We start from the raw sequence: 20807 nt of genomic DNA, 5'->3' as shown, positions 1-20807 counted from the left end.
CAGAAATGTGGGAGCGGGCTTGCTCGCGAAAGCGGTGTGTCATTCAACACACCTGACGACGGTTAAACCGCCTTCGCGAGCAAGCCCGCTCCCACCTTTTGATCGCATTCTCTCCCAGGATCCGTGGGCTCCTTTTGCAACCACCGTGACCGAGTCCTGACGATGAACACTGAATTTCGCAAACCGCTCCCCGGCAGCCGCCTGGATTACTTCGACGCCCGCGCGGCAGTTGAAGCAATCACCCCCGGCGCCTACGCCACCTTGCCTTACACCTCCCGCGTGCTCGCGGAAAACCTGGTGCGTCGCTGCGACCCGGCCACCCTCAACGCGTCCCTGAGCCAACTGATCGAACGCAAGCGCGACCTCGATTTCCCGTGGTTCCCGGCGCGTGTGGTGTGCCATGACATTCTCGGCCAGACCGCCCTGGTCGACCTCGCCGGCCTGCGTGATGCCATCGCCCAGCAAGGCGGCGACCCGGCCCAGGTGAACCCGGTGGTGCCGACCCAACTGATCGTCGATCACTCCCTGGCCGTCGAAGCCGGTGGTTTCGACCCGGACGCGTTCGAGAAAAACCGTGCCATCGAAGACCGTCGCAATGAAGACCGTTTCCACTTTATCGAGTGGACCAAAAAGGCTTTCAAGAACGTTGACGTGATCCCGCCGGGCAACGGCATCATGCACCAGATCAACCTGGAGAAAATGTCCCCGGTGATCCAGGTGCGCGACGGCGTGGCGTTCCCGGACACCTGCGTTGGTACTGACAGTCACACCCCGCACGTGGACGCCCTGGGCGTGATCGCCATTGGCGTCGGCGGCCTGGAAGCCGAGAGCGTAATGCTCGGCCGCGCCTCCTGGATGCGCCTGCCGGAAAGCGTTGGCGTGGAACTCACCGGCAAGCTGCTGCCGGGCATCACTGCCACCGACATGGTGCTGGCGCTGACCGAGTTTCTGCGTAAACAGAAAGTGGTCGGCGCCTGGCTGGAGTTCTTCGGCGAAGGCGCTTCGGCACTGACCCTGGGCGACCGCGCAACCATCTCCAACATGGCCCCGGAATACGGCGCCACAGCGGCGATGTTCTATATCGACCAGCAGACCATCGCTTACCTGAAACTCACTGGCCGTGAAGACGAACAAGTCACCCTGGTGGAGCAATACGCCCGCCACACCGGCATGTGGGCAGATGACCTCAAAGGCGCGCAATACGAGCGCGGCCTCACCTTCGACCTGTCCAGCGTCGTGCGCAACATGGCCGGCCCGAGCAACCCGCATGCCCGTGTTGCCACCAGCGACCTGGCGTCCAAGGGCATCTCAGGCCAGTGGGACGAAGTGCCGGGGCAAATGCCCGACGGCGCGGTGATCATCGCGGCCATCACCAGTTGCACCAACACCAGTAACCCACGCAACGTGATTGCCGCAGGCCTGCTCGCACGCAATGCCAACAAACTGGGGCTGACGCGTAAACCTTGGGTCAAATCCTCCCTGGCGCCCGGCTCGAAAACCGTGGCCATGTACCTGGAGGAAGCGGGCCTGGGCCATGAGCTGGAAAAACTCGGCTTTGGCGTGGTTGCATTTGCCTGCACCACTTGCAACGGCATGTCCGGGGCGCTCGACCCGGTGATCCAGCAGGAAATCATCGACCGCGACCTGTACGCCACCGCCGTGCTCTCGGGCAACCGCAACTTCGACGGGCGTATCCACCCGTACGCCAAGCAAGCGTTTCTGGCGTCGCCGCCGCTGGTAGTGGCCTACGCGATTGCCGGCACCATCCGTTTCGACATCGAAAAAGACGTGCTTGGCCTGGACGCCAACGGCAAGGAGATCCGCCTGCAGGACATCTGGCCGAGCGACGAAGAGATCGACGCGGTGGTCAAGGCCTCGGTCAAGCCGGAGCAGTTCCGCGCGGTGTATATCCCGATGTTCGCCATCCACGAAGACACCGGCCCGAAAGTCGCACCGCTGTATGACTGGCGCCCGCAAAGCACCTATATCCGCCGTCCGCCGTACTGGGAAGGCGCGCTGGCCGGGGCGCGGCCGCTCAAGGGCATGCGCCCGCTGGCGGTGCTGCCCGACAACATCACCACTGATCACCTGTCACCGTCCAACGCGATCATGCTCGACAGCGCCGCCGGCGAATACCTGGCGAAAATGGGCTTGCCGGAGGTCGACTTCAACTCCTACGCGACTCACCGTGGCGACCACTTGACGGCGCAGCGCGCGACCTTTGCCAACCCGAAACTGTTCAACGAAATGGTGGTTGAAAACGGCAAGGTCAAGCAGGGTTCCCTGGCGCGTATCGAGCCGGAAGGCCAGGTCACGCGGATGTGGGAAGCCATCGAGACCTACATGGAACGCAAGCAGCCGCTGATCATCATTGCCGGGGCCGACTACGGCCAGGGCTCGTCCCGCGACTGGGCCGCCAAGGGCGTGCGCCTGGCCGGGGTGGAGGCGATTGCCGCCGAAGGGTTCGAGCGCATCCACCGCACCAACCTGGTGGGCATGGGCGTGTTGCCCCTGGAGTTCCTGCCGGGCACCGACCGCAACACCCTGAAGATCGACGGCAGCGAAACCTATGACGTGGTCGGTGCACGCACCCCGCGTGCGCAATTGACGCTGGTGATCAACCGCAAGAATGGCGAACGTGTCGAAGTGCCGGTGACCTGCCGCCTGGACACCGCTGAGGAAGTGTCGATCTACGAGGCGGGCGGCGTGTTGCAACGTTTTGCCCAGGACTTCCTGGAATCGGCGGCGACGGCCTGAGAGGTAAACATGGCACACGTAGCGCAAATCAAGATCCCCGCCACCTACATGCGTGGCGGCACCAGCAAAGGCGTGTTTTTCAGCCTCAAGGACCTGCCCCAGCCGGCGCAGGTGCCGGGCGCCGCGCGCGACGCCTTGCTGTTACGGGTGATCGGCAGCCCCGACCCCTACGATAAACAGATCGACGGCATGGGCGGCGCCACTTCCAGCACCAGCAAGACGGTGATCCTGGCCAAAAGTACCCGTGCCGAGCATGACGTGGACTACCTGTTTGGCCAGGTCTCCATCGACAAGCCGTTCGTGGATTGGAGCGGCAACTGCGGCAACCTGTCGGCGGCGGTCGGTTCCTTTGCCATCAGCGCTGGCCTGGTCGACCCGGCCCGTGTTCCGCACAACGGCGTGGCTGTGGTGCGCGTGTGGCAGGCCAATATCGGCAAAACCATCATCGCTCATGTGCCGATCATCGACGGTGCGGTGCAGGAAACCGGTGATTTTGAACTGGACGGCGTGACCTTCCCGGCCGCCGAAGTGCAGTTGGAATTCATGGACCCGGCAGCGGAAGAAGAGGGCGGCGGTGGTTCGATGTTCCCCACCGGCAACCTGGTCGACGACCTGGAAGTGCCCGGCGTCGGCACCTTCAAGGCCACGCTGATCAACGCCGGCATCCCGACCATCTTCATCAACGCCGAAGACCTCGGCTACACCGGCACCGAGCTGCAAGGCGCGATCAACAGCGACCCCAAGGCCTTGGCCATGTTTGAAACCGTGCGGGCTTACGGCGCGTTGCGCATGGGCCTGATCAAGGACCTGGACGAAGCCGCCCAGCGCCAGCACACGCCGAAGGTGGCGTTTGTGGCCAAGCCTTTGGACTACGTGGCATCGAGTGGCAAGGCGATCAAGGCCGGTGATGTGGACCTGCTGGTGCGCGCACTGTCCATGGGCAAGTTGCACCACGCGATGATGGGCACCGCTGCGGTGGCGATTGGCACGGCGGCGGCGATTTCCGGGACCTTGGTCAACCTGGCGGCGGGTGGCGTGGAGCGCAATGCGGTGCGGTTCGGTCATCCGTCCGGCACCTTGCGCGTCGGCGCTGAAGCCAGCCAGGTCGACGGCGAATGGGTGGTGAAAAAAGCAATCATGAGCCGCAGTGCACGGGTGCTGATGGAGGGTTTCGTGCGCGTGCCAGGTGATTCCTTTTAAAGGCAGACAGTCAAGATCTGCCCCCGACAACCGTGAGCCCGAGGACTGACCCCAACCCCTTTTTGGAGTACTGCCATGAGCGCTAACGTCGACCAGAACAACCGCCCGGACTACGATCAGGTCCTGCAGGACATTGCTGATTATGTCCTCAACTACCGGATCGACTCCCGGGATGCGTTGGACACCGCCCGCAACTGCCTGATGGACACCTTGGGCTGCGGCCTGCTGGCCCTGCGTTTCCCCGAGTGCACCAAGCACCTGGGGCCGATTGTCGAAGGCACGGTGGTGCCGTTTGGCGCGCGGGTGCCGGGCACGTCGTTTCGTTTGGATCCGGTCAAGGCCGCGTGGGACATCGGTTGCATCGTGCGTTGGCTTGACTACAACGACACCTGGCTCGCTGCCGAATGGGGTCACCCCTCAGACAACCTCGGCGGCATCCTCGCCGTGGCCGATCACCTGTCGCAGAAACGCGTGGCCAATGGCGACGCGCCGTTGACCGTGCGCGCAGTGCTGGAAGCGATGATCATGGCCCACGAAATCCAGGGCGTGATCGCCTTGGAAAACTCCTTCAACCGGGTAGGGCTCGACCATGTGCTGCTGGTCAAAGTCGCCTCCACGGCGGTCACCGCCAAGCTGATGGGTGCCAACCGTGAGCAGTTGCTGGCGGCGCTGTCCCATGCGTTTGTCGATGGGCAGGCGTTGCGCACTTACCGGCATGCACCGAATGCCGGTTCGCGCAAATCCTGGGCGGCGGGGGATGCATCGAGTCGGGGCGTGCGCCTGGCGGACATCGCCTTGCGTGGCGAGATGGGCATTCCGGGTGTCTTGAGCGCACCGCAGTGGGGTTTCTACGACGTGCTGTTCAGCCACACCAACAAGGACCTGGCGCTCAAGCCGGAGGACAAGCGCGCGTTCAGCCTGTCCCAGCCCTACGGCACCTATGTGATGGAAAACGTGCTGTTCAAGATCAGCTTCCCGGCCGAGTTCCATGCGCAAACGGCCTGTGAAGCAGCGGTGACCTTGCATCCGTTGGTGAAAGACCGCCTGCAGGAAATCGAGCGCATCGTGATCACTACCCATGAGTCAGCGATTCGTATCATTTCCAAAGTCGGCCAATTGGCCAACGCCGCCGACCGCGACCATTGCCTGCAATACATGACTGCCGTGCCGTTGGCATTCGGCAATCTGGTGGCCGAGCAGTACGAAGATGAATTCCACGCCGCCCACCCGATTATCGATCAGTTGCGCGACAAAATGGTCATCGTCGAAGACCCACGCTACAGCCGCGAATACCTGGAGGCCGACAAACGCTCCATCGCCAATGCGGTGCAGGTGTTCTTCAAGGATGGCAGCAGCACCGAGCAGGTGGCGGTGGAGTACCCGATTGGCCATCGTCGGCGCCGTGTGGAGGGCATTCCGTTGCTGGAAGACAAGTTCAAGGCCAATCTGGCCACACGGTTTACCGGGCAGCGCAGCGCCGAGATTTTTGCGCTGTGCAAGGATCAGGCACGGCTTGAGGCCACACCGGTCAACCGGTTTGTGGACCTGTTCGTGATCTAGCAGGCGACGCGGTCAATGTGGGAGCTGGCTCCCACATTGGATCGCCTTCACTCAAATCGCAGGATCACCCTGCGGTTATGCTTGCTCTTCTTCTCGATCTTCTCGCAAAACACCCGGCCGATTTCTTCGGTGTTGATCACATGGGTGCCCCCGCACGGCTGGATATCAATGCCAGCGATTTCAATCACCCTGACCGAGCCTTGAATCACGGGTGGCGCCACGGCCTGTGTGCGGGTGATCTGCAGTAACGTTGCATACTCCGTAGCCGGCATCGACAGGGTTTTCACCGGGTGAGCCTGTTCGATCAGCGCATTGAGGTCGCGGGTGATGCTGTCTTTGTCGAGGGTCATTTCGGGCAGGTCGAAATCCAGCCGGCCCTTGTCCGCACTGATGCTGCATCCGGTGACCGGCGCATCGATGATCGAACACAGCAGGTGCAGGCAGGTATGCATTTTCATGTGCTGGTAGCGCCGCTCCCAGTCGAGGCCGGCATCCACCTGTACCCCAGCCGTCAGCTGCGCGGGGCAGTGTTCCACCTGGTGCCAGATGATCGAGCGCAGCACCGGGTCGCGCACCGTGCCGGTCACGTCGACCCGCGTACCGTCCGCGAGTGTGAGGTGCCCCGTGTCGCCGGGCTGTCCGCCGCCTGTGGGGTAGAACAAGGTGTGCTCCAGGGCGATGCCGTGTTCGCTGACGGCAATCACCCGGGCGCTGAAGGCGTTCTGGTAGGGCGCGCTGTCGAACAGCGCCAGGGTTTCCATGGTGTGCACGGACATGTTCAACCTCCGACGATCAGTGGGCTGGCTTGCAGCAGGGAACGCACCATTGCACTCAAGCCAGGGGGCGAGAGCAGGGTGATTTCAAATTCCGGGCCGCAGACTTTCAGGTTAAGCGGCAAGCGTGGCAAATGGCTGCCCGACTCGACGCGATGCAAGCGAAATTGCAGGTGGTGGCGCTCCTTGACCGTGGGCTCCAGCATCAGCCCTGGCAAGGGATGGAAATCGGCGTCCAGCACGGTCACTTTATGGCTGGCGTTGATCTCGCCCACCACGTGCAATCGCTCATCCAGGGCAAAGGCGCCGAGGTAGTTGCTGTGGTCCGATTCATCGTTTTTTTGCAGCTGGATCTGGTTCACCACCTTGACCTTGGTGCCGGCGGGAACGTCCTGGGTGATGACGCAGGACGGGCTGATAAACACGTTATCGCCAATCAGCACATAGCCCAGCACGCGGGCCCCGGACCCGACCTCGACGTTATTGCCCAGGCGTGGATGGCGCTTGCCATCGGGGTTGTTGGCGATGCCACGGGCGCCCAGGGTCACGCCACAGAGGATGTAGCAGTCGTTGCCGATTTCGCAGGTTTCGCCGATCACCGTGCCGTAGCCGTGGTCCAGCACGAAGCGTCGGCCGATGCGCGCCGCCGGATGAATCTCTGCACCGGAAAGCACCTTGCCCTGGTTGCTCAGCTTGAGGGCAATGCGCGAGAACACGCCGTTGGTCTGGTCCGGGAAATGCCACACAAGGTGCGCCAGGCGGTAATACAGCACCGCCTTGAACGAGGCGTAGGATTCCAGGATCAACTCACCGCGCCCACGTGAGGCCGGATCACGGTAGGCGTAGGCGATCAGGTCCTCTGCTACCGCCTGCGCCGCATTCTGGATCAGCGTGGCCAGGTGCGGTTCCAGCTGTTTCAGCTGGGCGGGCGTGAGGGTCTTGATGAGGTGGGTGAGCAACTCATCGTGCAACTGTTGCATGTCGATAAAACCGCCCATGGAGGCACCCCCGTATTCTGGTTGGCTGGAAACCCGTTTATTCGAAACTGGGCAGGTAGCTGTCGGCATTGTCGTAGACCATGGTCAGCACCACCGTTTCGGGCGGCAATTCGGGGGCGAGCTTGGCGATGGCTACCATGTTGGCGGCGGACGACAGGCCCAGGCTGATAGCGTCGGTGCGCATGATGCGTTTCATCATGTCGATGCAGTCCTGGCGCGAGACCTTGAGCATGCCGTCGATCACGTCCAGGTTGAGAATGCTCGGGATCAGGCCGATCGACAGGCCCTGGATGTGATGCGGTGCGTGCTGGTTTTTCAGCAGGTCGCATTCTTCCGGTTCCACGCCCATGATGCGCAGCTGCGGCCAAGCGGCTTTGAGGGTTTCACCGATGCCGGTGATATGCCCTCCGGTGCCGATGCCGCTGACAAAGTAGTCGGCGCGCAGCTCACCGAAGGCTCGCAGGATTTCCGGTGCGGTGGTGTCGCGATGAGTCTGCGGGTTGGCGCCGTTGCGCTGCTGGTTGAGCATCACGTAGCTGGGGTTTTCCAACTGCAGTTCCATGCACTTTTCGCCGTGGGAATTGTTGCCCAGGCGGCTGTCCGACAGCACCACCTTGGCCCCATATAAACGCAGCAGCTTCTGTTTTTCGGGGCTGTAGTTGTCGGGGATTACCAGCACCACTTTGTAGCCCAGCACATTGCCCGCCATCACCAGGCCGATGCCGGTGTTGCCGCCGCTGGGTTCGATGATGGTTTGTCCGGAATCACGGATCAGCACGCCCCGGCGCTCGGCGTCGAGGATCATGCCCAGGGCGATGCGTGCCTTGTGGCTGCCGCCGGGGTTGAGGGATTCGAGCTTGGCGTAGACCTCGATACCGAGGTCTTCGGAAAACTGCGCCAGGCGCACGATCGGCGTTTGGCCGATCACGTCGAGGATGGAGTTATGCAGCATCATTCAGCCCCCCGCTCAATACAACGGCATGTCGGGTTCGACGTCGCGAACCCAATGCTTCATGCCACCCTGCAGGACTTTGGTGTTGGCGAAACCGGCGGCCAGCAAGGTACTGGCGGCTTGCTCCGCGCGGGTGCCGGCGTAGCAGATCAGGTAGTGGGTGTTGTCCCGGCTGAGGCGGTCGAGGTGGCCGTCCAGTTCAGCCAGGGGGATATGCACCACGCCCGGCAATTTGCACACTTCCAGTTCGCTGGCGTCGCGCACATCCAGCAACACGTCTGCGCTGCTGGGGTGTTCGAGTACTTGCTTGAGTACTTGCGGCTTGATGTAGCTCTCTTCGGCCAGCGAGGGCTGGCTGGGCACGGCATCCGCGCAAACTGCGGGGGCCAGGGATTCGCTGTGCCGCGCTTCGGAGCAGCACGGGCAGTCGGCGCGGCGCTTGAAGCGGATTTCGCTGAACTTCATCGCCAGCGCATCGAAGCGCATCAGACGGCCGGATAACGGTTCACCAATGCCGATCAATAGTTTGATTGCCTCGGTGGCCTGGATCATCCCGACCACACCGGGCAGCACGCCGATCACGCCACCGGCGCTGCAATTGGGCGCGAGTTCTGCGGGCGGCGCGCTGGGGAACAGGCAGCGGTAGCACGGCCCGCCTTTATAGTTGAGCACGCTGATCTGCCCGTCGAAGCGATAGATCGCGCCGTACACCAACGGCTTGCCCAGTTGCACGCAGGCATCGTTGACCCGGTAGCGGGTGTCGAAATTGTCGGTGCCGTCGATCACCAAGTCGTAGGCGCCCACCAGTTCCAGGGCGTTGTCGGCGTTCAGCGCTGTGTCGTGGGCGTTGATCTGGATATGGCGGTTGAGGTCTTGCAGGCGCTGCTTGGCAGATTCGACTTTGGGCATGCCCAACGTACTGTTGCCGTGGACGATCTGGCGTTGCAGGTTGCTGCTTTCGACCACATCGAAGTCCACCAGCCCCAGGGTACCGACCCCGGCCGCCGCCAGATACAGGCTGATCGGCGAGCCCAGGCCGCCGGTGCCGATGATCAGCACCTTGGCTTTCTTGAGGTTCAACTGACCTTCGCGACCCACGCCGGGCAGGGTGATGTGGCGCACGTAGCGTTGTACTTCTTCGTTGCTCAGCGCGTCGACGTCCATGCCGCCGGACGTGGCCAGCAGCACCTCGATTCTGGCTTTCTCGGGCAGTGGGTCATCCGCGCCAACCAGCTCTTCCTCGGCGGTAAACAGGAAGTGTTCCTTGAGCTGGTTGTTCTTCTCGTGAAACAGATGCGGACGCAACTGTGGGTGGCTGCTGCAGAGGTTTTCAATGACTTCGCGCAATGTCGATCCGGTGCCCTCGAGGGTCGATTCCGGCAGCTTGGCCACGCGAACCAGAATGTCGGGGAAAGAGACAGCGTTCATGGACAACTCCGTGTGCAGGTCGTTGAAGGGTTGAAGGGCGAAATGCTTGCCATCCCAGGCAAACAGCTTGGAGCCCAGGGCCTGGCCCTGGCGAACGTCGACCACCAGGTAGCTGACGGGGTAGATCGGCTCGCCCATGAACAGCGCCTTGTCCTGGTCTTCATCGCTGAAATAGGCACCCACGTCGGGGTGAGAGTGGTAGATCACCACCACCGGGTTGTCGCTGCGAAACGCCTTGTTCATCAGCAGGGTGTCGGCCACCGAGAAGGTGTAGCCGTTGGCCGCGCTGCGCGGGTACATCTCAGGGTTCTTGTGGTGCAGTTCATTCTGGATATTGCTGCCCAGGTACACGCTGCCGTCGGCGAAGACAAAACCACAGCATTCCTCGGGGTAGCTGCGGCTGGCGTGGGCGTAGATCTGTTCCAGGGCTGTGGGGCGGAGGACGTCCATGTTTCTCTCGCGTGGCTGAAGTTGATGGGGCAGGGCAAGGGTCAATTTTTCTTGGCCAGGAGTTTTTCAACCGGCAACTTGGTAATCGCAAAACCGGCCAGGAGGATGGCCGAGTACAGCATCAGGTCGCGGGAAATCGACACGCCTTCGTACCAGGCGCCGATGATCACGGCGAACACCGGGAAAATGATGAACACGAACGACAGGATGATCGGGCTCAAGCGCTTTAGCAGCATGAAGTACACGATGAACCCGCCCACCGAAGCCACCAGGCCCAGGTAGAACAGCGCGCCCCAGGAGCGCAAGGTGATGGCCTCGAAAGTCGGCGTTTCAAACCACAGCCCGGCGACGAACAACATCAGCCCGGCAATCCCGATGGGCAGCGTGTTGTAGGTGATCACGCTGATGGCGCTGCCTTTCTGCTTGGTAATCACATAGCACAAGGCATGCATGACCGCAGCGGTGAGGATCGCCAGCACGCCGAAGAACTCCGCGTGGTCCAGGTGCAGGCCCTGGCTCTTGATGATCATGTAGAGGCTGCCGAAACCGATGCCGATGCCAACCACCTGGGAAAAGTAGATGCGCTCACGCAGGAACAGCGCGGAGAAAATTAGGATGAACACCGGCATGCAGCTGAACAGCAACGCGGTCAGGCCGGACGAGACATGCATCTCGCCGTAGTTGAGCAGGTAGTAGGGCACGCTGAAGTAGGACAGGGTCACGAACACGAAGAACCAGCGGCTCTCACGGGGAAACAGGATCGGCTCGCGGCGCACCATGGCAAAACACAGGAACAGCGGGAAGGCGATCAGGAAACGCAGGCCGGCGGACGTCAGTGGCGGCACGCTCTCCACGGCAATCTTGATCCCCAGCCACGTGGTGCCCCAACTCAGGCACACGATCAGGAACATCACGCTGGTGATCAGCCCGGCCAACCACTGTTTTTGGGTTTTGGTCTTGGCGGTGTTTTCGAGAACGGCGGACATTGGCATCGTTTATTGCTTCCCTGAGCCGGAATTGAACTCTATATTGAGCTTGTAATGAGTTGTAAAATTCGGCGATTGAACCCGTAAAAGCACACTATTAGGGCGAAAGATGGCTGTCAAAACAAATATTGACATGGTGTCAATTATGCGTGAGGGGTTGTCCAACGGTCAGGGCGTGAAGTACAAGCGCCTGTCCGATGTCATGGAACGGGGCATCCTTGAAGGCTTGATTGAACCAGGACGAAAACTGCCGCCCCATCGGGTGCTTTCCGACAACCTGGGTGTGACGATCGGCACCATCAGCCGGGCCTACGGTGAGCTGGAACGCCTGGGGTTGGTGGTGGCGCGGGTTGGTGACGGTACTTTCGTGCGCAAGCGTGGGATGGAGCGCCAGCGCGATGAAGGTTTTCGCAACTTCAGCGAAGAACCGCGCCAGTACTTCGACATGAGCCGCAATATGCACATCCCCGGTCAGGAAACCGTGTTCCTGGCCCAGAGCTTCCAGACCCTGTCGACCAACGCCAAATTCCTCCAGGACATCAGCGCCTACACCCCGGACGCCGGCCTGCCGCGTTACCGTGAAGCGGGCGCGCAATGGCTGGTGCAGCGTGATTTTCACCCGATCCCAGAACAGGTCATCTGCGTCAATGGCGGCCAGCACGGCTTGCTGTGTTCGATGATGGCGCTGTTACGGGCCGGCGATACGGTGGTCACCGAGCAACTGACGTATCCGGGCCTGATTACCGCTGCGCGGATGCTGGGTATCCGGCTGATCGGCCTGGAGATGGACGAAGAAGGTGTGCTGCCGAGCGCGCTGGACGAAGTCTGTCGAAATCACCGGGTTTCAGCGTTGTACTGCACGCCGACCATCCAGAATCCGACCACGGCGGTGCTATCAGTGGCGCGCCGCGAGGCCTTGGTCAAAGTGTGTCGTGAGCACAACCTGCTGATTCTTGAGGACGAAGCCCACGGTGTACTGGTCGAAGACCGGCCGCCGCCCCTCAGCCATTTCGCCCCTGAACGTACGATTTTGATCAGTAGCCTGAGCAAAGCGGTGTCGGCCGGGCTGCGTGTGGGCTATGTGCACGCGCCACCGGCGTTGGTCAGCCGTATTTCGGCGGCGCTGCGTTCGACTTGCTGGATGGCTACGCCCGTCACCTTGGAGCTTGCTACCCAGTGGATCGAAAACGGCACGGCGGAGTACCTGTTGCGCCAACAGATCAACGAGATCAGCCGGCGTAAGGCCTTGGTCCGCGACCTGCTGGCCGGTCTGGAATATCGCACCCATCTCAATAGCCCGCATTTCTGGATCGAAGTGCCGGAGCCGTGGCGGGCGTCGGAAATCGAGGCGGAGCTCAAGCAGAATAATTACCTGATCGCCACCGCCGAGGCATTCGCCGTTGGGCAAACGGCGGTGCCACAGTTTATTCGGGCGAGCATCTGCAATACGTCGGGGGATGATCAGTTGTTGCGGGCGGGGTTTGATGCGCTGGCGACGGCGCTGGGGCAGGGTGGAGGGCGCTTCCAGCTGTAGGCCTTGATTTTTGTGGTGAGCGGGCTTGCCCGCGCGAGGCAAGCTCGCTCACCACAAAAGTGCCAGGCAGAAAATATTACTTGAAGCGCCGCTCCACGCCTTTCTCCACCAGAATCTTCGCCGAAATCTCTTCCACCGAAAAATGCGTGGAATTGATGTGCGCAATATTCTCGCGACGGAACAGATTTTCTACTTCACGGACCTCGAATTCACACTGTGCATAGCTGGAATACCGGCTGTTGGGCTTGCGTTCATTGCGGATCGCCGTCAGCCGATCCGGATCGATGGTCAGCCCGAACAGCTTGTGCGAATGCGCACGTAGGGCGGCCGGCAGCGTCAGGTGCTCCATGTCGTCCTCGGTCAGCGGGTAGTTGGCCGCGCGGATGCCGAATTGCATGGCCATGTACAGACAGGTGGGCGTTTTGCCGCAGCGGGATACGCCCACCAGGATCAGGTCGGCTTTGTCGTAGTAGTGGGTGCGGGCGCCGTCGTCGTTGTCGAGGGCGAAGTTCACCGCCTCGATACGCTCCATATAGTTGGAGTTGTGCCCAATGGAATGGGACTTTCCTACCGAGTACGACGAATGTTCACTCAGCTCTTGTTCCAGCGGCGCCAGGAACGTCGAGAAAATGTCGATCATGAAACCATTCGACGTTGCGAGAATCTCACGAATGTCTTGATTGACGATGGTGTCGAAAATGATCGGACGAAAACCGTCTTTTTCGGCCGCCAGATTGATTTGTTGTACCATGGCCCGCGCTTTATCCACGCTGTCGATGTACGGCCGCGTGAATTTGGCGAAGGTAATGTTTTCGAACTGCGCGAGCAGGCTTTGACCCAATGTTTCGGCTGTGATGCCGGTGCCGTCGGAGATAAAGAAAGCAGATCGTTTCATTTGAGCCCTGGGCCTTAAGCTGATGGCGAATCTTGGATATGATAGGCGCGATTTTGCCGTCCCGCAGTGGGCCGCATTCTCACTTATTTTCCAGGTCCAGGCCACAAGCGCTGGCGATTGCTCCTACTGAGCAGCCGGCGTCCTGAGCTTTTCCAACACAGTTAGTGGAGAGATCACCTTGGTAGAGTACGTAGTTTCCCTCGATAAGCTCGGCGTCCATGATGTAGAGCACGTGGGGGGCAAGAACGCATCCCTCGGCGAGATGATCAGTAATCTTGCAGGCGCTGGTGTCTCGGTGCCCGGTGGTTTCGCCACCACGGCCCAGGCTTACCGCGATTTCCTCGAACTGAGCGGCCTCAACGCTCAGATCCACGCCGCGCTGGACGCCCTGGACGTCGACGACGTCAATGCCCTGGCCAAGACCGGTGCCCAGATCCGCCAATGGATCATGGAAGCCGAGTTCCCCGAGAAGCTCAACGAAGAAATCCGCACCGCCTTTGCCGCGCTGTCGGCCGGTAACCCGGACGTCGCCGTGGCCGTGCGCTCCTCGGCCACCGCTGAAGACTTGCCGGACGCCTCTTTCGCCGGCCAGCAAGAGACCTTCCTGAACATCCGCGGCGTGGAAAACGTGATCCGCGCGGCCAAGGAAGTGTTCGCCTCGCTGTTCAACGACCGCGCCATTTCCTACCGTGTGCACCAAGGTTTCGACCACAAGCTGGTAGCCCTGTCTGCCGGTGTGCAGCGCATGGTGCGTTCGGAAACCGGCACTGCCGGCGTGATGTTCACCCTCGATACCGAATCGGGCTTCCGTGACGTGGTGTTTATCACCGGCGCCTACGGCCTGGGCGAAACCGTCGTACAAGGCGCGGTCAACCCTGACGAATTCTACGTACACAAGCACACTCTTGAAGCCGGCCGCCCGGCCATTCTGCGCCGCAACCTGGGCAGCAAGGCTATCAAAATGATCTATGGCGACGAGGCGAAGGCCGGTCGCTCGGTGAAAACCGTTGAAGTCGACAAGGCCGAACGCGCGCGCTTCTGCCTGACCGACGCTGAAGTCAGCGAACTGGCCAAGCAAGCGATGATCATCGAAAAGCACTACAAGTGCCCGATGGACATCGAGTGGGCCAAGGACGGTGACGACGGCAAGCTGTACATCGTGCAGGCCCGTCCGGAAACCGTGAAAAGCCGCACGTCGGCCAATGTCATGGAACGCTACCTGCTCAAAGAAACCGGCACCGTGCTGGTGGAAGGCCGTGCCATCGGCCAGCGCATCGGCGCCGGCAAGGTGCGGATCATCAAAGACGTGTCCGAAATGGACAAAGTCCAGCCAGGCGATGTACTGGTCTCCGACATGACCGACCCGGACTGGGAACCGGTGATGAAACGCGCCAGCGCCATTGTCACCAACCGTGGCGGGCGTACCTGCCACGCGGCGATCATCGCCCGTGAACTGGGGATTCCTGCGGTCGTGGGCTGCGGCAACGCGACCCAGCTGTTGAAAGACGGCCAAGGCGTGACTGTTTCCTGCGCCGAAGGCGACACCGGTTTCATCTTTGAAGGCGAGCTGGGCTTCGATATCAAGCAGAACTCCATCGACGCCATGCCGGACCTGCCGTTCAAGATCATGATGAACGTCGGTAACCCGGACCGCGCTTTTGACTTCGCGCAATTGCCGAACGCCGGTGTGGGTCTGGCCCGCCTGGAGTTCATCATCAACCGCATGATCGGCGTGCACCCCAAGGCCCTGTTGAACTACGACGGCCTGCCGCTGGACATCAAGGAAAGTGTCGACAAGCGCATCGCCGGCTACAACGACCCGGTGGGCTTCTACGTCGAGAAGCTGGTGGAAGGCATCAGTACCCTGGCGGCGGCGTTCTACCCGAAAAAGGTCATCGTGCGCCTGTCGGACTTCAAGTCCAACGAATACGCCAACCTGATCGGCGGCAAGCTCTACGAGCCGGAAGAAGAAAACCCGATGCTGGGCTTCCGTGGCGCCTCGCGCTACATCAGTGAAGCGTTCCGTGACTGCTTCGAGCTTGAATGCCGCGCCCTCAAGCGCGTGCGCAACGAGATGGGCCTGACCAACGTCGAGATCATGGTGCCGTTCGTGCGCACCCTGGGCGAAGCGAGCCAGGTGGTGGACTTGCTGGCTGAGAACGGCCTGTCCCGTGGTGAGAACGGCCTGCGCGTGATCATGATGTGCGAACTGCCGTCCAACGCCATCCTGGCCGAAGAATTCCTGGAGTTCTTCGACGGTTTCTCCATCGGCTCCAACGACCTGACCCAGCTGACCCTGGGCCTGGACCGTGACTCCGGGATCATCGCGCACCTGTTCGACGAGCGGAATCCTGCGGTCAAGAAGCTGCTGGCCAACGCCATCCAGGCCTGTAACAAGGCCGGCAAGTACATCGGTATCTGCGGCCAAGGCCCTTCCGACCACCCGGACCTGGCCAAATGGCTGATGGAACAGGGCATCGAAAGCGTCTCGCTGAACCCCGATTCCGTGCTGGAAACCTGGTTCTTCCTGGCGGAAGGCCAAGCGTCCGCCTAAGATCGTCACGTCAAAAGTGCCGGTCACCCATCATGGGTGACCGGCATTCTTATCTGTACAGGGCGGGAATCCTCGCGGACGCCGCCCTTTTTTGTGCAAGAGCATTATGCAAAGCAGCAGCAACCTGTTTCCCGTCGCCCTGATCAGCGCTGAACGTCGTGGCGACCTGAGTGAAGACGTGTATCGCCTAAAACCCGGTAACAGCCCCGACGGCACTGTCGAGCTGGCGGTTACCCGTTTGGGCCTGGCCGATGTCCCGGAAAACCGGGGCATCCCGGTTATTTTGTTGCATGGCAGTTTTTCCAACCGACGCTTCTGGTATTCGCCAAAAGGCATCGGGTTGGGTGCTTATCTGGCGCGAGAGGGGTTTGATGTCTGGATCCCGGAAATGCGCGGCCATGGCCTGTCCAAGCGCAATCATGACTACGCCCGCAACCGCGTCGCGGACTATGCGCGTTATGATTTGCCGGCCATCGGCGCGTTCGTGCGTGAGCAAAGCGGACAGATTCCCCACTGGATCGGCCATTCTCTCGGCGGCACCAGCTTGGCGGCGGCCCTGGGTGGGCAGCACCTGGGTGCGCCGGCCGTGGCGTCGGTGGCGCTGTTTGGCTGCCAGGTCAGTCGCACCCACTGGCCGTTGAAACTGCCACCCGTGGAATGGACCGGGCGCCTGCTGTTGAAGCGTTTTGGCGAAGTGTCCGGCTCGCGCCTGAAGCGTGGCCCCGAGGACGAACCGGCGGGCGTGATGATCGAAGCCATGCGCTGGAATGGCCTGTTTGGCCGCTTCGGCGAGGGCAAGAACGATTGGTGGAAAGGCCTGGCTGAAGTCGATGTGCCGCTGTTGGCCGTCAGCGCGGCCGGGGATCATCAGGACCCCGACTGGGCCTGCCGCAAGCTGTTCGAGCAAATCGGCTCGGAGCACCGTCAGTACCTGTGCCTGGGCCGTCAGCAAGGCTTTACCGGGGATTTCGGGCATGTGGAGATGCTGGTGAGCAAAGCCGCCCAGGCCGAAGTGTGGCCGTTGGTCATGCAGTGGCTGAAAGATCCGCTCACACCCTTGCCAGGCGCGCAGGCCGAGGTGTTGGCCACGGTTTGAGGCAAGGCTCTGCCAAGGGCGTTTCGCTCGTGTGTGGTTGCGGCTAAGATATGACGCGTTAAACGCTTCTGGTCATATTCAGTCGCGCAGTGGCTATTGCGTTGCGGCGAGACGGATGGGATGTTTCGCACCTGCCCTGGCTGGCGCTTCTTTCGAAAGACACCTCTTTGACGGAAAGGAATTTTTCAATGAACCATTACGTGACCCCCGATCTGTGCGACGCCTACCCGGACCTGGTGCAGGTGCTCGAACCGATGTTCAGCAACTTCGGCGGCCGGGATTCCTTCGGCGGCGAGATCGTCACCGTCAAATGCTTCGAAGATAACTCCCTGGTCAAGGAACAAGCCGATCAGCCGGGTGCCGGCAAGGTGCTGGTGGTCGACGGTGGCGGCTCCCTGCGTCGCGCGCTGCTGGGCGACATGATCGCCGAGAAAGCGGCAAAAAACGGTTGGGAAGGGCTGGTGATCTACGGTTGCATCCGTGATGTCGACGTCATTGCCCAGACCGATCTGGGTGTACAGGCCTTGGCCAGCCATCCGATGAAGACTGATAAACGCGGTATTGGCGACCTGAACGTGGTCGTTACTTTCGCGGGTGTGACCTTTCGTCCGGGTGAATACATCTATGCCGATAACAATGGCGTGATCGTTTCCCCCAGCCCGCTGAAAATGCCCGAATAAGACAGGAGCAAGGATGTTCGAGGAAGAAAACGCGCAATGGGGCCTGGTGCATGCCCTGGTGCTGGACGGTAAAGGCGGTGCGCGTTCGATTGCCCGGACTGAACTCGACGACTTGCAACTGCAGCCCCAGGAGAGCCTGTGGCTGCATTGGGATCGCAGCCACCCGCAAACCCAGACTTGGCTGCGCAAATCCAGCGGCTTGAGCGAGTTTGCCTGTGACCTGTTGTTGGAAGAAAACACCCGTCCGCGCCTGTTGCCGCTGCCGGACTCGGAATTGCTGCTGTTCCTGCGCGGGGTCAACCTGAACCCCGGTGCGGAGCCGGAAGACATGGTCTCGGTGCGCATCTTTGCGGCTGCCAGCCGTGTGATTTCCTTGCGCCTGCGCCCCTTGCGCGCCACTGACGAGCTGTTGGTGCAGTTGGCGGACGGCAAAGGGCCGAAAACCGCGTCGGAACTCATCCTTTATATGGCGCAGTACCTGACCCATAAAGTGCAGGATCTGGTCTCCGACCTGTCTGAAATCGTCGATGCCGAGGAAGAAAAACTCGATACCGACGAACGGTATACCCCGGAACACGGCGGCATTTTGCAGATCCGCCGACGAGCGGCCGGGCTGAAGCGATTCCTCGCTCCGCAGCGGGATATTTTTGCCCAGCTCACACGGATCAAATTGCCGTGGTTCTGTGATGACGATGCCGACTACTGGAACGAATTGAACAACAGCCTGACCCGCTACCTGGAAGAACTCGAATTGACCCGGGAGCGCGTGGGGCTTGTGCTGGAGGCCGAAGACCGGCGTTTGAGCGTGCGCATGAACCGTACCATGTACCGCTTCGGGATCATCACCGGGATCTTCCTGCCGATGAGTTTTCTCACCGGTCTGCTGGGGATCAATGTGGGCGGTATTCCGTTCTCCGCCAGCCCCTATGGATTCATGGTGGCGTGCCTGTTGATGGTCTCGGTGGCACTCGGACAATGGTGGCTTTTTCGACGATTGCGCTGGGTTTGAGCTGAATATGACCTGAACGTAGGAAGGGTCCTATGTGACCCCAAGAATTTTACCCTCGTCTTTTAAATCACTTGCGAGAGGTCTTTATGCACGATCCGTTCGAACAGTCTTTGCGTGACATGCTCAATGCCTCGCCGTCCAACCGCGACGACGATGCCTGCCTGGGCCGCGTGTTGAAAACTGCCAACCGCCAGGTGGGTGCGGGTGACCTGTTCGGTCTGCTCGGCCGCTGGCTGCCGGCGTTGATGATGGCCCTGAACAACGGTTCGGCCCACGTATCGCCGGTTTCCCGTCGTAAACCTCTTGCTCGCACTGCTGATAAGGCTGATTGAATATGGAACTTGATCTCTGGACCCAGAGCCTGGTCACCGCGATGACCGCATTGTGGACCAAGGTGGCGAATTTCATTCCCAACCTGTTTGGTGCCTTGGTGCTGGTACTGCTGGGCTTTGTCGTGGCCAAGCTGCTCGACACCCTGCTGTCCAAATTGCTCGCGAAACTGGGCCTGGATCGCCTGATGGCCGGCACTGGCCTGACCAAGCTGCTGGGGCGCGCCGGGCTGCAAGTGCCGATCTCTACCTTGATCGGCAAAATCGTCTATTGGTTTGTTTTGCTGATTTTTCTGGTTTCTGCGGCTCAATCCCTTGGACTTGAGCGAGTTTCAGCTACGCTCGACATGCTGGCGCTGTATTTGCCGAAGGTTTTCGGCGGCGCGCTGGTGCTGCTGGTAGGCGTTTTGCTGGCGCAACTGGCCAATGGGCTGGTGCGCGGTGCCGCCGAAGGCGTGGGGCTGGACTATGCTGCGGGCCTGGGGCGGATCGCTCAGGGCTTGGTCATTATTATCAGTATTTCGGTCGCGATCAGCCAGTTGGAGGTCAAGACTGACCTGCTCAACCACGTGATTGTGATCGTTTTGATTACCGTTGGTCTGGCCGTTGCGCTGGCCATGGGCTTGGGAAGCCGGGAAATTGCCGGTCAGATTCTTGCGGGAATCTATGTGCGTGAGTTGTATCAGGTTGGGCAACAGGTGCGTGTGGGCGAGGTCGAAGGGCAAATCGAGGAGATCGGCACAGTCAAGACGACGGTGCTGACCGATGACGGCGACCTGGTGTCGTTGTCCAATCGGATTCTCTTGGAGCAGCAGGTCAGTAGCCGCTAATCCGGCAAACCCTGCTAATGTACGCCGCCGCAAACCCGGCTGACCGGGCTGTGGCGGACATTGACCTGACTGTCGGCACGACTTGTTTTGAATAAAGCCCAAACGCTGTCCACGCGCTATGACCCCCGTGAGCTCTCTGATGAGGAGTTGGTCGCGCGCTCGCACACGGAGCTGTTTCACGTAACTCGCGCGTACGAAGAATTGATGCGCAGATATCAACGCACTCTGTTCAACGTTTGTTCAAGGTATTTAGGGAACGATAGAGATGCGGATGATGTCTGTCAGGAAGTGATGCTCAAGGTGCTGTACGGCCTGAAGAACTTCGAGGGCAAATCGAAGTTCAAGACATGGCTATACAGCATCACGTACAACGAGTGCATCACGCAGTATCGTAAGGAACGGCGAAAGCGTCGCTTGATGGACGCGTTGAGTCTGGACCCCCTCGAGGAGGCGTCTGAAGAGAAGGCGCCGGCACCCGAGGAGAAGGGCGGACTTGATCGCTGGTTGGTGTATGTGAACCCGATTGACCGGGAAATTCTGGTGCTACGATTTGTCGCAGAGCTGGAATTTCAGGAAATCGCTGACATCATGCACATGGGTTTGAGTGCTACAAAAATGCGTTACAAACGTGCTCTTGATAAATTACGTGAGAAATTTGCGGGCGAGACTGAAACTTAGTGCGTGGCAAATATCTCTTACGTGTAGGCAAGTTCTGTTAGACTTGTCGCCGAGTTGTCCCCCGGTTTGTGGGACTGCTTTACAATCACCAGATGGGG

General features: G+C 60.6%; 17 protein-coding genes. 11 read left to right on the top strand and 6 right to left on the bottom strand.

The features are described 5' to 3' along the window. The first annotated feature begins 162 nt into the window (after positions 1 to 162). The 3 genes from acnD to prpD all read left to right on the top strand — a co-directional run bounded on the left by acnD (position 163) and on the right by prpD (position 5517). Positions 163 to 2757, top strand: coding sequence for a Fe/S-dependent 2-methylisocitrate dehydratase AcnD (gene acnD, locus ACP7EW_RS06145; RefSeq protein WP_426215943.1), 2595 nt, complete (start codon positions 163 to 165; stop codon positions 2755 to 2757). Between the two features lie 9 nt (positions 2758 to 2766). Next, complete coding sequence (gene prpF / locus ACP7EW_RS06140; RefSeq protein WP_426215942.1) at positions 2767 to 3957, top strand: 2-methylaconitate cis-trans isomerase PrpF; 1191 nt, start codon at positions 2767 to 2769, stop codon at positions 3955 to 3957. Positions 3958 to 4032: 75 nt separating this feature from the next. Then, positions 4033 to 5517 (top strand): 2-methylcitrate dehydratase, encoded by a 1485-nt coding sequence (gene prpD / locus ACP7EW_RS06135; RefSeq protein WP_269131673.1) that lies wholly within the window; start codon positions 4033 to 4035, stop codon positions 5515 to 5517. A gap of 47 nt (positions 5518 to 5564) precedes the next feature. Here the strand turns inward: prpD and ACP7EW_RS06130 are convergent, their stop codons facing one another. Genes ACP7EW_RS06130 through ACP7EW_RS06110 form a run of 5 tightly spaced genes read right to left on the bottom strand, consistent with a single transcriptional unit; the run spans position 5565 to position 11053 of the window. Beyond that, entirely contained in the window at positions 5565 to 6293 is a 729-nt protein-coding gene (locus tag ACP7EW_RS06130; RefSeq protein ID WP_038851169.1) for an alanyl-tRNA editing protein, read from the bottom strand. A gap of 2 nt (positions 6294 to 6295) precedes the next feature. After that, positions 6296 to 7288, bottom strand: coding sequence for a serine O-acetyltransferase (locus ACP7EW_RS06125; protein WP_033901211.1), 993 nt, complete (start codon positions 7286 to 7288; stop codon positions 6296 to 6298). 37 nt (positions 7289 to 7325) lie between these two features. Beyond that, positions 7326 to 8240 carry a PLP-dependent cysteine synthase family protein gene (locus tag ACP7EW_RS06120; protein ID WP_426216401.1) on the bottom strand — a complete coding sequence of 305 codons (915 nt, stop codon included), beginning with the start codon at positions 8238 to 8240 and terminating at the stop codon, positions 7326 to 7328. Between the two features lie 15 nt (positions 8241 to 8255). Then, the gene (gene moeB, locus ACP7EW_RS06115) at positions 8256 to 10118 is read right to left on the bottom strand and encodes a molybdopterin-synthase adenylyltransferase MoeB (RefSeq protein ID WP_426215938.1); all 1863 of its coding nucleotides are present in this window, start codon (positions 10116 to 10118) and stop codon (positions 8256 to 8258) included. A gap of 41 nt (positions 10119 to 10159) precedes the next feature. Then, positions 10160 to 11053 carry a DMT family transporter gene (locus ACP7EW_RS06110; protein ID WP_162240124.1) on the bottom strand — a complete coding sequence of 298 codons (894 nt, stop codon included), beginning with the start codon at positions 11051 to 11053 and terminating at the stop codon, positions 10160 to 10162. A 160-nt stretch (positions 11054 to 11213) separates the two neighbouring features. Here ACP7EW_RS06110 and ACP7EW_RS06105 point away from each other — a divergent pair, with 160 nt between their 5' ends. After that, entirely contained in the window at positions 11214 to 12638 is a 1425-nt protein-coding gene (locus tag ACP7EW_RS06105) for a PLP-dependent aminotransferase family protein (protein WP_033901208.1), read from the top strand. Positions 12639 to 12714: 76 nt separating this feature from the next. On the opposite strand, the gene ppsR is transcribed toward ACP7EW_RS06105, so the two are convergent. After that, positions 12715 to 13533, bottom strand: a complete 819-nt coding sequence (gene ppsR, locus ACP7EW_RS06100) for a posphoenolpyruvate synthetase regulatory kinase/phosphorylase PpsR (RefSeq protein WP_003193298.1) — start codon at positions 13531 to 13533, stop codon at positions 12715 to 12717. Positions 13534 to 13711: 178 nt separating this feature from the next. Here ppsR and ppsA point away from each other — a divergent pair, with 178 nt between their 5' ends. From ppsA to sigX, 7 genes are all read left to right on the top strand, one after another. Continuing rightward, positions 13712 to 16087, top strand: coding sequence for a phosphoenolpyruvate synthase (gene ppsA / locus ACP7EW_RS06095; protein WP_028617515.1), 2376 nt, complete (start codon positions 13712 to 13714; stop codon positions 16085 to 16087). A 106-nt stretch (positions 16088 to 16193) separates the two neighbouring features. After that, positions 16194 to 17183 (top strand): alpha/beta fold hydrolase, encoded by a 990-nt coding sequence (locus tag ACP7EW_RS06090; RefSeq protein ID WP_269131669.1) that lies wholly within the window; start codon positions 16194 to 16196, stop codon positions 17181 to 17183. Positions 17184 to 17371: 188 nt separating this feature from the next. Continuing rightward, positions 17372 to 17863 (top strand): ribonuclease E activity regulator RraA, encoded by a 492-nt coding sequence (rraA, locus tag ACP7EW_RS06085; RefSeq protein WP_028617513.1) that lies wholly within the window; start codon positions 17372 to 17374, stop codon positions 17861 to 17863. A 13-nt stretch (positions 17864 to 17876) separates the two neighbouring features. Further along, positions 17877 to 18872, top strand: coding sequence for a zinc transporter ZntB (locus ACP7EW_RS06080; protein WP_426215936.1), 996 nt, complete (start codon positions 17877 to 17879; stop codon positions 18870 to 18872). A gap of 86 nt (positions 18873 to 18958) precedes the next feature. Then, positions 18959 to 19204, top strand: a complete 246-nt coding sequence (locus tag ACP7EW_RS06075) for a hypothetical protein (protein WP_005790375.1) — start codon at positions 18959 to 18961, stop codon at positions 19202 to 19204. Positions 19205 to 19206: 2 nt separating this feature from the next. After that, entirely contained in the window at positions 19207 to 20031 is an 825-nt protein-coding gene (locus ACP7EW_RS06070; protein ID WP_003175519.1) for a mechanosensitive ion channel family protein, read from the top strand. Between the two features lie 87 nt (positions 20032 to 20118). Continuing rightward, positions 20119 to 20709 carry an RNA polymerase sigma factor SigX gene (sigX, locus tag ACP7EW_RS06065; RefSeq protein ID WP_010208495.1) on the top strand — a complete coding sequence of 197 codons (591 nt, stop codon included), beginning with the start codon at positions 20119 to 20121 and terminating at the stop codon, positions 20707 to 20709. Positions 20710 to 20807: the final 98 nt, after the last annotated feature.

It is taken from the genome of Pseudomonas sp. DWRC2-2, assembly GCF_049897885.1.
GTDB classification, from domain to species: domain Bacteria; phylum Pseudomonadota; class Gammaproteobacteria; order Pseudomonadales; family Pseudomonadaceae; genus Aquipseudomonas; species Aquipseudomonas azotoformans_A.
The sequence above is the reverse complement of the archived record's forward strand: the minus strand, read 5'-3'. Positions and strand labels throughout refer to the sequence as shown.